The organism is Streptomyces sp. NPDC048461, assembly GCF_055587105.1.
On the sequence record NZ_JBVJGW010000061.1, the window covers coordinates 1 to 11848 of the forward strand.

Consider the following 11848-nt stretch of genomic DNA (forward strand, 5'->3'; position numbering starts at 1 on the left):
CCCCCTCCTCGGCCAGGACGGCCAGGGCGTCGGCGAGGTTCTCCCGGTACTGCCGGCACCCCGAGTACGACGCGTACGCGCTCGTCGCCAGCACCGCGATCCGCCGACGGCCGTCCGCCGCCATCTCCCGCAACACGTCCGTCAGGTACGGAGCCCAGTTCCGGTTGCCCCAGTACACCGGCAGGTCCAGCCCGTGCTCCGCGAAATCCTTGCGCAACGCGTCCAGCAGCTCACGGTTCTGCCCGTTGATCGGACTCACCCCGCCGAAACCGAAGTAGTGCTGCCCGACTTCCCTCAACCGCTCCCGCGGGATCCCCCGCCCCCGCGTGACGTTCTCCAGGAACGGCACCACGTCATCAGGCCCCTCGGGGCCGCCGAAGGACAGCAGCAGCAGGGCGTCGTACGGGGCGGCGGGTCCGCCGGAGGGCGGGAGGAGCTGGTCTGACATACCTGGAATCCTGCCACCCGGAATCCCCGGGCGGGAAACGGGCCCGGCTCCCGTCCCACCTCGCAGGACGCCCCGGAGCCCGCCCCGGCTCCCGTCCGGATTTCCCCGCGCGGGTGCCCCGCCGGCGGCCGTAGCCTGTACGGGCCCACGACATCCCCTACGGAGGGCCCGTGCCCAGTCCCTACCGCGCGATCTTCGCGGCCCCCGGCACGAAGGCGTTCAGCGCCGCCGGCCTCGTCGGCCGGATGCCCCTGTCCATGGTCGGCGTCGGCATCCTGACCATGATCTCGGAGATCACCGGCCGCTACGCGATGGCCAGCGCGCTCACCGGAACCCTCGCCCTGGCCGCCGCGGTCATCGGCCCGCAGATCTCCCGCCTGGTCGACCAGTACGGGCAGCGGCGCGTCCTGCGCCCCGCGACGCTCGTCTCGGTGGCCGCGGTGACCGGTCTGCTGCTGGCGGCCGCGAACGGCCTGCCCGACTGGATCCTGTTCGTGTGCGCCGGCGTCGCGGGCTGCGTACCGAGCGTCGGCTCGATGATCCGGGCCCGCTGGACCGTGATCTACCGGGACTCCCCGCGCGAGCTGCACACCGCGTACTCCTTCGAGTCCGTCGTCGACGAGGTGTGCTTCATCTTCGGGCCGATCCTCGCCATCGGGCTGTCCACCGCCTGGTTCCCCGAGGCGGGCCCGCTGATCGCCGCCCTGTGCCTGCTGGTGGGCGTCTGGCTGCTCACCGCGCAGCGCTCCACCGAGCCCGCGCCGCACCCGCGCGGGGAGCACACGGACCGCACCTCGGCGCTGCGCTCCCCCGGCCTCCAGGTGCTCACCGCCACGTTCGTCGCGACCGGCGCGATCTTCGGGTCCATCGACGTGTCCACCCTCGCCTTCGCCGAGGAGCAGGGCTCCAAGTCCTCGGCGAGCTTCATCCTGGCGATCTGGGCGCTGGGGTCCTGTATCGCCGGAATCGTCTTCGGCCTGCTGCACCTCAAGGGCCGGAACGAAGTGCGCTGGGTACTGGGCGTATGTGCGATGGCCGTGAGTATGATCCCCCTCCTACTGGCCGGGAACCTTCCGTTTCTGGCCGTGGCGCTCTTCGTCTCGGGCCTCGCCATCGCTCCCACGATGATCACCACGATGGCCCTGATCGAGGCGCACGTACCCCGCGCGAAGCTGACCGAGGGCATGACCTGGATCAGCACCGGCCTCGCGGTCGGCGTCGCGGTCGGCTCCTCGGTGACCGGCCTGGTCATCGACGCGGCCGGCGCGCAGCGCGGGTACGTCGTCTCGATCGCGGCGGGGACGGCCGCGGCGGCGGTTGCGTTCGCGGGATACCGCCGGCTGACGAAGCCGGCGCAAGGGGAGGAGCCAGCTACCGATGGGGACGGCGACAGCAGGGAAGAGCCGCGGGGCGACCGCGTGGCGTAACTGGGCGGGGAACGTCACCGCCACACCCGCCCGCGTGGTGACCCCGGCCTCGGTCGGGGAGCTCCAGGAGGCGGTCCGCCGGGCCGCCGGGGAGGGGCTGCGGGTGAAGGCGGTCGGCACCGGCCACTCCTTCACCGCCGCGGCCGCGACGGACGGGGTGCTCGTACGCCCCCAGGCGCTGGCCGGGATCACGGCGATCGACCGGGCCGCGGGCACCGTCACGGTGGCGGCGGGCACGGTCCTGAAGGACCTCAACCGGACCCTGGCCGCCGAGGGCCTGTCGCTCACCAACATGGGCGACATCATGGAGCAGACGGTCTCCGGCGCGACCAGCACCGGCACCCACGGCACCGGCCGCGACTCGGCCTCGATCGCCGCCCAGATCCGCGGCCTGGAGCTGGTCACGGCGGACGGCGGGCTGCTGACCTGTTCGCGCGAGGAGAACCCCGAGGTCTTCGCGGCGGCCCGGCTGGGCATCGGGGCGCTCGGCGTCATCACGGCGATCACCCTCGCCGTGGAGCCGTTGTTCTTCCTCACCGCGCGCGAGGAGCCGATGGGCTTCGACCGGGTGACCGCGGAGTTCGACGAGCACGTCGCGGAGAACGAGCACTTCGAGTTCTACTGGTTCCCGCACACCGGCAACTGCAACACCAAGCGGAACAACCGCAGCCAGGGCCCGGCCGCCCCGCCCGGCCCGGTGAGCGCCTGGATCGAGGACGAGCTGCTGTCCAACGGCATCTTCCAGGCCGTCAACTCGCTCGGCCGCGGCGTCCCGGCGGCCATCCCCTCCATCGCCCGCGTCGCCAGCCGCGCCCTGTCGGCGCGGACCTACACGGACATTCCGTACAAGGTGTTCACCAGCCCGCGCCGGGTGCGGTTCGTGGAGATGGAGTACGCCCTCCCGCGCGAGCACCTCGTCGCGGCGCTGCGGGAGCTGCGGGCGGTGGTCGACCGCTCGGACCTGCGGATCAGCTTCCCGGTGGAGGTGCGGACGGCTCCGGCGGACGACATCACGCTGTCCACGGCGTCGGGGCGCGAGACGGCGTACATCGCGGTGCACATGTACCGGGGCACGCCGTACCAGGCCTACTTCACGGCCGCCGAGCGCGTCTTCACCGCGCACGGCGGCCGCCCGCACTGGGGCAAGGTGCACACCCGGGACGCGGAGTACTTCGCGCGGGTCTACCCGCGGTTCGGCGAGTTCACCGCGCTCCGGGACCGGCTGGACCCGGACCGGGTGTTCGGCAACGACTACCTGCGGCGCGTCCTCGGCGAGTGAGCCGGGCCCACGCCACCCCGGGCCCACGCCCCGTCAGGAGCCGGTCGACGGTCCGCTCCCGCCGCCCGCGGGCGGGGCCGGCGGGGTCGCGGGGTCCGGGGTGGCCGGGTTCGAGGGCTTGGTGCTCGGGCCGGCCGGCGTGCTCGGGGTCACGGGCGGCGGGCTCGGGCTGACGGGCGGGCTCGGGGTGCCGGAGGGCGAGGTGTCCGGACCGGGGGTCGCGCCGGGGCCGCCGCTCTCGCCGCCGCTCCGGGAGCCGGAGGGGTGCGGCGAGGGCGTGCCGGACTCCGGGGTCCCGCCGCCCTGGCGGCCCTTGTTGCCGCCGGTTCCCGGCTCCTGCTCGCGGTGCTCGTTCTTGTGGTCGCGGGCCGTGCCCGCGCCGCCGGTGAGCAGGGTGCGGCCGTCGGAGCTGACGGAGGTGCCGGCGATCGCCTCGTAGGTGCCGAGGCCGCCTATCGCGAGGGCGAAGGCGGCGCCGGCCGCGACGGCCGTCCGCTTCCACCCCCGTGCGCGGCTGCCGTGGACGGTGGCCCGGCCGAAGTCCCCGTCGGGTTCCGGGTCGGCCGGGACCGCGCGCAGCAGGATCGTTCCGTCGGGCAGCTTCTCCTCCGCGGGGAGGGGCACCTGCCGGGCTCCGGGCCGGACGGTCTCGCGCAGCTGGTCGCCGGTGCGCCGGAAGAAGTGCTGGATGACGGGACCGCCCGCGGTGGCCACCACGCTGACCACCGCCGCCCCGCCGATCGTGCCGTAGACCCCGAGCTGCGAGGCGAGCACGGCCGCCGCGACCGTCGCGAGGGAGGTCCCGGCCACCTGAGCCACGCTCAGGTCGAGCTTCTTCGTCTCCGGTTCGACGTCCTGCGTAACCTTCTGACCCATCGCCATCCCCTGCGTGTCCTGCCTCTCGCGCGTCATCCCTTACAGGAGTTACTGACACCCGGGCGAAACGATTAGTTCCGTTTCGGGGGATTCTGTGAAGCACGACACCCGCGAGCGGACACCCCCGCAGGTCGGAGCCGACGGAGGGCAGGCCAACTCCCGCCACCGGTGAGAACTTCGGCGGCGCGGCGGTCCACCCAGGTGGCCCGAATGGAGTACTGTGACGAGCCCTGGGGCCGTCCTTCCTTTCGGATGTCCGGACCCGGGAGAGGGGGCCGGCTGATGGAAAACGGCACTCAAAGACCGGTGATGCCGCGGTATTGCACGGGCGCCTGCTGCGCACAGTAACCGTCTGGTCACTGTGCGTACCCAACAGGTAACCGTGCCATGACGGCGATCAAGGGCGCATGCCCGACACGCCGGTTTAACTCGGCAAGGTTGTGGCAGGCTGCACCCGGGCAGGCCACACTCGACTAGCGGAAGCAGCGACGCACGTGACGTCGGCAGGCACCACCCGGGAGGTCCCCATGCCCGAACTGCGTGTCGTGGCCGTCTCAAATGACGGCACACGACTGGTGCTCAAGGCTGGGGACAGCACGGAGTACACGCTTCCGATCGACGAGCGGCTGCGGGCCGCCGTGCGCAACGACCGCGCGCGGCTGAACCAGATCGAGATCGAGGTCGAGAGCCACCTCCGCCCCCGCGACATCCAGGCCCGCATACGGGCCGGTGCCTCCGCGGAGGAGGTCGCCCAGCTCGCCGGCATCCCCGTCGACCGCGTCCGCCGCTTCGAGGGCCCCGTGCTCGCCGAGCGCGCCTTCATGGCCGAGCGGGCCCGCAAGACCCCCGTGCGCCGGCCCGGCGAGAACACCGGACCGCAGCTCGGCGAGGCCGTGCAGGAGCGGCTGACGCTGCGCGGCGCCGAGAAGGAATCCGTCCAGTGGGACTCGTGGCGCCGCGACGACGGCACCTGGGAAGTCCTGTTGGTCTACCTGGTCGCGGGCGAACCGCACTCGGCGAGCTGGACGTACGACCCGCCCCGCCGGCTGGTCGTGGCCGTCGACGACGAGGCCCGCTCGCTGATCGGCGAGTCGGACGACCTCCCGGCGACGCCCGAACCGAGCTTCCCGTTCGTGCCCCGGATCGCGCGGCTGCCGCGCGACCGGCCGCTGGACCGCGCCCTCGACCGCCAGCTGGAGCGGCCCGTCGCGCCCACGCCGGAGGCGGAGGAGGAGCGGGACACCCTGACGAGCCTGCTGGAGGCCGTCCCGAGCTTCCGCGGCGACCTCGTGGTCCCGGACCGCACCGAGCCGCCGGCCGAGGAGCCGGAGGCGGAGGAGCCGCCGGCACCGGCCGCTTCGGCGGGCGCGGGCTCCGCGTACGCCGACGTCCTCATGCCCCGTACGGTGGCGGGCCACCGCGACCGGCTGACCGGCACCACCGACCGGCAGGCCGAGGCCGACGGGGTCCGCCCCGGGCGGCGGGCGGCCGTGCCCAGCTGGGACGAGATCGTCTTCGGCACCCGGCGCAAGAAGCAGGAGTAGCGCCGCCGCCGGACCCGCGGGTCCGGCGGCACGGTGCCCCGCCCGGGACGACCCGGGCGGGGCACCGCCGCGCGGGCTACTGCGGGTCCGGGCCCGTGGCCACCGGGCGGGACGGGTCGGCGGACCACTCCGACCAGCTGCCGGCGTACAGGTCGGCGGTGACGCCCGCCACTTCCAGGGCGAGGACCTGCTGGGCTCCGGAGACCCCCGAGCCGCAGTACACGCCGACCGGGGTCCCTTCCGAGGCGCCGAGCCCCGTGAAGCGGGCCCGCAGCGCCGCCGCCGGCAGGAAACGGCCGTCCGGCCCCACGTTCTCCGCGGTCGGCGCCGACAGCGCGCCCGGAATGTGACCCCCGACCGGGTCGATCGGCTCGACGTCGCCCCGGTAGCGCTCCCCCGCCCGGGCGTCCAGCAGCACCCCGTCACGGGCCCGCTCGGCGGCCTGGTCCGCGTCCAGCAGTCCGACCGCCCCCGGAGTTGGCTTGAAATCGCCCTCCACCGGGGTCACCCGTTCGGCCGTCACCGCGCCGCCCGCCGCGGTCCACGCGGCCAGGCCCCCGTCCAGGACCCGCACCTCGGGGTGACCCGTCCAGCGCAACAGCCACCACGCCCGGGCGGCGGACCAGCCCTGGCCGCCGTCGTACACGACCACCGGGGCCTGCTCCGAGACGCCGGCCCGCCGCATCACCGCCCCGAAGGCCTCCGGGTCCGGCAGCGGGTGGCGGCCGCCCGACCCCGCCGGACCTGCCAGTTCGCGGTCGAGGTCGACGTACACGGCTCCGGGCAGGTGCCCGGCCTCGTACGCCGGCAGCTGATCGGGGCCGCCCAGCTGCCAGCGGACGTCCAGCAGGACCGGGGGGCGGGGTCCCGCCAGCTCGCTCTTCAGTTCGGCGGCGGAGAGGATCGCAGAGGTCGCAGTCATGCGGGCCATCTTCCTCCCCGCCCGCCCCGCGCGGCACGCGGCCGTCGTCCCCTTCACACGACCGTCAACAACGGGGCACATCGATCCGGTCATCTCTGCCCCGCGCCCAGCCGATCCGGCGCGGTCGGGGCGCGCCGAGCCCTCCGGGGTGGAAGCATCACAGCACGGCAAGCGGTACGACGGAGGAGACGCTGAGATGACCGAGGACGCGAACGCAACGCGGCGCACACCCGGCACGCCGTGCTGGGTGAGCCTCATGGTGCACGGCCTCGGAACCACCGAGGACTTCTACGCGGACCTGTTCGGCTGGGAGTTCGTCCCCGGCCCGGAGCAGCTCGGCCCGTACGTCCGGGCCCTGTTGAACGGCACCGAGGTGGCCGGCATCGGCGAGATGCCGCCCGACCGGCATCTGCCGGTGGCCTGGACCACGTATCTGGCCACGGACGACGCCGACGCCACCGCCGAGGCGATCCGCTCCTGCGGGGGCACGGTCGCGGTCGGTCCCCTGGACGCCGGCATCGCGGGACGGGTGGCCATCTGCTCCGACCCGCTGGGCGCGATCTTCGGGATCTGGCAGGCCACGACCCCGATGGGCACGGGGATGCACGGCGGGCCGGGCACTCCGGTGTGGAACGAGCTGGTCACGCAGGACACGTCCACGGTCGGCAAGTTCTACGAGCACGTCTTCGGCCACGAGGCACAGGCCCACGCCACCGCCTCCGACGACTTCGACTACCTGACCCTGCACCTGGACGGCCGCCCGGTGGCCGCGGTGCACGGGGTCGGGCGCTCGCTGCCGCACGACCGGGGGCCGCACTGGATGGCGTACTTCGAGGTCGAGGACACGGACGCCGCCGCCGACCGGGTCGCGGAGCTCGGCGGCCGGATCGTCGAGCCGCCCCGCGACGGGGTGAGCGGCCGCCTGGCGGTGGTGGCGGACCCGGAGGGCGCGGTCTTCACCCTGGTGGAGTCGCGGCGGCGGTGAGACGGCGGGGCCCCGCGGCGCCGAGGCGCTGAGGGCGCGCCCGGCCGGTCTCCCGGCGGGCGGGAACGGCGCTGCCCGGCCGGCGCGGACGCCGGCCGGGCAGCCGATGGAGACCGTGGCGGGGTTCGAACCCGCGTAACCGGCTTTGCAGGCCGGCCCCTGAGCCGCTCGGGCACACGGTCGTGGTGGTGCTGGTGGTGCTTCGTGGTCCGACCGTACGGGCCCGGATCGCCGCCGGGAAGGGCGCGGCCGCGGCCGCCACACACCTGTCACACGCCGTTCACGGTCGGCCGCCGGCTCCCGTCGGCGCGCCGCGCAAGGGATGCCCGCCCCGCGGACCGCCGGGTGGCGGCGGGGCCTGCGGGCCGGCGTCGAAGTGATCTGCCTCCGGGCCGAGTTGGCCACCACCGGTGAGACCGGTACCGCCGACCGGGCCCGTCGCACGCGCCGGCCGCACGCCGGTGGCCGCCGCCACCCGCACGACGCGTACGCCGCCGGGCCGATCTCCAAGAGGGGTACTAGCACCCCTGAGATCCGCTCCGCCGATCGCCATGCTGAGATCACAGCGACACGGTGGCGAACGCGAAGTGAGGCAGGACATGAGTACACGTGGGAGCGAGATCGAGAAGACGGGCCGGAACCTCGGTGGTTCCGCGGCGATGGTGCTGCGGGGCGTCGCACTGACGGGACTGGCGGTCTACGAGGCGCTGTTGCTCCTGTGGGTGTCGCTCGTGGTCTGCCTCAGCGCCGTCGGCATCGGGCTCCCCCTCCTGCCGGGCGCGCTGAACGCCGTCCGCCGGGACGCCCGGAACCAGCGCAGGCTGGCCGGGGAGTGGTCCGGCGTCCGGGTGGAGTCCTCGTACCTTCCCGAGCCCGCCGGAGCGCCCGGCCCGGTCTGGAAGCGGGCGCACCGCATGCTCGGTGACGGCGCCACCTGGCGCGACCTGCTGTGGACGCTGGTCAACCCGCTGGTCGGCCCGCTGCTGGCGCTGCTGCCCGCGGCGGCCGTCCTCGGCGGGCTGTGGGGCCTGAGCCTGCCGTTCCTGTGGGACAGCCTGCCGGAGTCCTGGGACAGCGTCTGGTTCACGTTCATCCCGGTCGACAGCCAGACCACGGCCCTGCTGGCCGCGGGCCTCGGCCTGGTGGAGATCGTGGCCGGAATCGCCCTGCTGCCCCGCCTGATGCTGCCGCTGCACGGCCGCTGGGTACGGCTGGTGCTGGGCTCCACCCGCGCCGACCTCACCCACCGCGTCGAGCACCTGGCCAGCACCCGCTCCGACGCCATGGACATGAACGCCACCGAGCTGCGCCGGATCGAGCGGGACCTGCACGACGGCGCGCAGGTGCGTCTCGTGGCCCTGGGCATGACCCTGTCCGCCGCCGAATCGCTGCTGGAGCGGAACCCCGAAGCCGTCCGCGCCCTCCTCGTCGAGGCCAGGGACAACTCCACCAAGGCGCTGAACGAACTCCGCGACCTGGTGCACGGCGTGCACCCGCCGCTGCTCGCCGACCGCGGGCTCGTCGACGCCGTCCGCACGCTCGCCCTGGAACTCCCGCTGCGGATCCGCGTCACCGGCTCGGTTCCCGGGCGGCTGCCGGCCCCGGTGGAGTCCGCCGCGTACTTCGCCGTCGCCGAACTCATCAGCAACGTGACCAAGCACGCCAAGGCGTCCGAGGCCACCGTCGACATCCGGTACTCCGACCACAGCCTGCGCGTCGCCGTCCACGACGACGGCGTGGGCGGCGCCGACACCCGCAACGGCACCGGCCTGGCCGGGGTCGAGCGCCGGCTGGCCGCCTTCGACGGCCTCCTCGTGGTCACCAGCCCGCTGGGCGGCCCCACTTCGGTCGTCTTCGAGATCGCCTGTGAACTCCTCAGGGACGCCGCGGCCGACGCCCCGGCCAACTGAACCCCCGCTCCGGCTCCGGGAAACGACATGCGCACACCACCCTTATCACCGACCGAAGGACATCTCGACATGCCGGTCAGCAATCGCCACTTCGCCTCCCGGATGGGACGCTGGGGCGCCACCCACCCGTGGACGGCCATCCTCCTGTGGCTCGTCATGGTCGTGGGAGCCTTCTCCGTCGGCAGCGTGGTCGAGACCAAGCAGGCCACCAACCAGGACCTCCTGGTCGGCGAGTCCGCCGTCGCGGCACGGCTCGTCGAGGAGAGCGGGCTGCGGGACCCCGCCGCGGAGAACGTCCTGATCGGCGCCCGCGCCGGCCAGGCCACCACCGCCCAGGCAGCCGCCGCCACCGCACTGCGCGAGCGCCTCGCGGCCCTCCCCGAAGTCGCCTCGGTGAGCGACCCGATCTCCTCGCCGGACGGCAGGGTGCTCCTGCTCCAGGTGGCGATGAAGGGCGACCCCGACACCGCCGCGGACCGGGTCGACCCGCTCCTGGCGGCCACCGCCGACGCGCAGGAGCAGCACGCCGACCTCGTCATCGAGCAGGCCGGCGACGCGTCCATCAAGCACGACTTCCAGGAGTGGCTCGCCAAGGACGTGCAGAAGGCGACCACGATCAGCGTCCCGGTGACCCTGGCGATCCTGCTCGTCATCTTCGGCGCGATCGTGATGGCCGGCGTGCCGGTCCTGCTCGGCCTGATGGCGGTCGCCTCGACGATGGGCCTGTGGGCCCTGGCCTCCCACCTCGTACCGGACCCCGGCATGGTGGCGGACGTCATCGTGCTGATGGGCCTGGCGGTCGGCGTCGACTACTGCCTCTTCTACCTGCGCCGCTACCGCGAGGAGTGCGCCAACGGTTACGACCCGTCCTCCGCGGTCGGCATCGCGGCCGCCACCTCCGGCCACTCCGTGATGGTCTCCGGGGTCGCGGTGATCGTCTCCGCCGCGGGCCTCTACCTCTCCGGCGACGTGATGCTGGCCTCCATGGCCACCGGTGCGATCATCGTGGTCGCCGTCGCGATGATCTCCGCGGTCACCGTCCTGCCCGCCCTGCTGGTCAAGCTCGGCCGCGCCGTCGACCGCCCCCGCGTCCCGCTCGTCTGGCGGCTCTCGCAGCGCAACGGCACTCCCCGCGTCTGGGGCTTCCTGCTGCGTCCGGCCACCCGGCACCCGCTGGTCACCCTCCTCGTCGCCGTCGGCGCGCTGTCCGCCCTGGCCCTGCCCGCCCTGGGCATGAACCTGAAGGCCACCCAGGTCGACGACTTCCCCCGCTCCCTGAGCTCGATGCAGACCTACGACCGCCTGGTCGACGCGTTCCCCTCCACCGCGAACACCGACGTCGTCGCCGTACGGGTCCCGGCCGCCGAGGGCGAACTGCTGCGCACCCGGCTGACCCTGCTGTCGCAGTCCATCGGGCAGGACCCCCTGTTCGCCAAGGACAGCCCGCCCCGGATCCGCTACTCCGAGGACGGCCGCGGCGCGGTCCTGGAGGCCGGTACGCCGACCGCCGCCGGCACCGGGCCGGCCCGCGACTCGGTGACCCGCCTGCGCGCCGACCTGGTCCCGGAGGCGCTGCGGGGCGTGACCGGCGCGGAGTACGCCGTCGGTGGCGCCCAGGCCGAGGACATGGACTACACGTCCAACCTCAACGCCCGGCTGCCGCTGGTGATGGGGGGCGTGTTCGCCCTGACCTTCCTGATCATCCTGCTCGCCTTCCGCTCCGTGGTCGTGGCCCTGACCACCGTGGTGCTGAACCTGCTGTCCGTGGCCGCCTCGTTCGGCTTCCTCTGCCTCGTCTTCCAGCGGAACTGGGCCGAGGACCTGCTGGACTTCACCTCGACCGGGCACGTGGTGTCCTGGGTGCCGATCCTGCTGTTCGTGATCCTCTCCGGGCTCTCGCTCGACTACCACGTCTTCGTGGTCAGCAGGATCAGGGAGAGCGTGGTCGCCGGCATGACCACGAAGAACGCGGTGGTGGACGGGATCACCCGCACCGCCGGCGTCGTGACCGGCGCCGCGGCGGTCATGGTCGCGGTGTTCGCCACCTTCGGCACCCTGACCTTCATCGAGATGAAGCAGATCGGCATCGGTCTCGCGGTGGCGATCGTCATCGACGCGACGATCATCCGGATCTACGTCCTGCCCGCCGCGATGACCCTGCTCGGCCGGGCCAACTGGTGGCCGTCACGGACCGGGCCCGCCGGCCGCCTCCCCGAGCCGCAGCGCTCCGAGGAGACGCGCCAGGAGAAGACGCGCGTCTGATCCGCACGGCGCCGGGCACCGGCGCGACGGGGGCGGGGGGGGGGGGGGGGGGGGGGGGGGGCCCCCCCCCCGGGGGGGCCCCCCCCCCGCCCCCCCCCCCCCCCCCCCCCCCCCCCCGCCGGCCCCCGCCCCCCCCCCGCCCCTAACCCCCCCCCCCCCCCCGCCCACCCCCCCCCCCCCCACCCGGGGGGCGCC

At 74.0% G+C, this 11848-nt stretch carries 9 protein-coding genes and 1 tRNA gene; 6 read left to right on the forward strand and 4 right to left on the reverse strand.

Annotated features, from left to right (window positions below; genetic code table 11):
- The coding region (locus ACZ6S8_RS39270; RefSeq protein WP_469463169.1) for a ferrochelatase at positions 1-448 on the reverse strand (448 nt) is incomplete at its 3' end.
- Between the two features lie 170 nt (positions 449-618).
- Between ACZ6S8_RS39270 and ACZ6S8_RS39275 the strand changes: the two genes are divergently transcribed.
- Both ACZ6S8_RS39275 and ACZ6S8_RS39280 read left to right on the forward strand, forming a co-directional pair.
- Entirely contained in the window at positions 619-1875 is a 1257-nt protein-coding gene (locus tag ACZ6S8_RS39275) for an MFS transporter (protein ID WP_469463171.1), read from the forward strand.
- On the forward strand, positions 1826-3154 hold the full coding sequence (locus ACZ6S8_RS39280) for a D-arabinono-1,4-lactone oxidase (protein ID WP_469463173.1): 1329 nt from the start codon (positions 1826-1828) through the stop codon (positions 3152-3154). Before ACZ6S8_RS39275 ends, ACZ6S8_RS39280 begins: the two co-directional genes overlap by 50 nt.
- 33 nt (positions 3155-3187) lie before the next feature.
- Here the strand turns inward: ACZ6S8_RS39280 and ACZ6S8_RS39285 are convergent, their stop codons facing one another.
- Positions 3188-4030, reverse strand: a complete 843-nt coding sequence (locus ACZ6S8_RS39285; RefSeq protein ID WP_469463175.1) for a hypothetical protein — start codon at positions 4028-4030, stop codon at positions 3188-3190.
- Between the two features lie 494 nt (positions 4031-4524).
- Between ACZ6S8_RS39285 and sepH the strand changes: the two genes are divergently transcribed.
- A complete protein-coding gene (sepH, locus tag ACZ6S8_RS39290; RefSeq protein WP_469463176.1) occupies positions 4525-5574 on the forward strand; it encodes a septation protein SepH in 1050 nt (349 codons plus the stop codon).
- A 76-nt stretch (positions 5575-5650) separates the two neighbouring features.
- Here the strand turns inward: sepH and ACZ6S8_RS39295 are convergent, their stop codons facing one another.
- Positions 5651-6496 carry a sulfurtransferase gene (locus ACZ6S8_RS39295; RefSeq protein ID WP_469463178.1) on the reverse strand — a complete coding sequence of 282 codons (846 nt, stop codon included), beginning with the start codon at positions 6494-6496 and terminating at the stop codon, positions 5651-5653.
- A gap of 196 nt (positions 6497-6692) precedes the next feature.
- Between ACZ6S8_RS39295 and ACZ6S8_RS39300 the strand changes: the two genes are divergently transcribed.
- Positions 6693-7481 (forward strand): VOC family protein, encoded by a 789-nt coding sequence (locus ACZ6S8_RS39300; protein WP_469463179.1) that lies wholly within the window; start codon positions 6693-6695, stop codon positions 7479-7481.
- Positions 7482-7588: 107 nt separating this feature from the next.
- On the opposite strand, the gene ACZ6S8_RS39305 is transcribed toward ACZ6S8_RS39300, so the two are convergent.
- Positions 7589-7663 (reverse strand) — tRNA-Cys (locus ACZ6S8_RS39305).
- Between the two features lie 417 nt (positions 7664-8080).
- On the opposite strand from ACZ6S8_RS39305, the gene ACZ6S8_RS39310 reads away from it, so the two are divergent.
- Entirely contained in the window at positions 8081-9391 is a 1311-nt protein-coding gene (locus tag ACZ6S8_RS39310; protein WP_469463181.1) for a sensor histidine kinase, read from the forward strand.
- Between the two features lie 69 nt (positions 9392-9460).
- Positions 9461-11653 carry an MMPL family transporter gene (locus ACZ6S8_RS39315; RefSeq protein ID WP_469463183.1) on the forward strand — a complete coding sequence of 731 codons (2193 nt, stop codon included), beginning with the start codon at positions 9461-9463 and terminating at the stop codon, positions 11651-11653.
- The last annotated feature ends 195 nt before the right edge of the window (positions 11654-11848 follow it).

What these genes read in the sequence shown, in the direction of transcription:
- ACZ6S8_RS39280 (WP_469463173.1), top strand. Translation starts at nt 1,826, where the DNA reads ATGGGGACGGCGACAGCAGGGAAGAGCCGCGGGGCGACCGCGTGGCGT.
- ACZ6S8_RS39285 (WP_469463175.1), bottom strand. Translation starts at nt 4,030, where the DNA reads ATGGGTCAGAAGGTTACGCAGGACGTCGAACCGGAGACGAAGAAGCTC.
- ACZ6S8_RS39295 (WP_469463178.1), bottom strand. Translation starts at nt 6,496, where the DNA reads ATGACTGCGACCTCTGCGATCCTCTCCGCCGCCGAACTGAAGAGCGAG.
- ACZ6S8_RS39300 (WP_469463179.1), top strand. Translation starts at nt 6,693, where the DNA reads ATGACCGAGGACGCGAACGCAACGCGGCGCACACCCGGCACGCCGTGC.
- ACZ6S8_RS39310 (WP_469463181.1), top strand. Translation starts at nt 8,081, where the DNA reads ATGAGTACACGTGGGAGCGAGATCGAGAAGACGGGCCGGAACCTCGGT.
- ACZ6S8_RS39315 (WP_469463183.1), top strand. Translation starts at nt 9,461, where the DNA reads ATGCCGGTCAGCAATCGCCACTTCGCCTCCCGGATGGGACGCTGGGGC.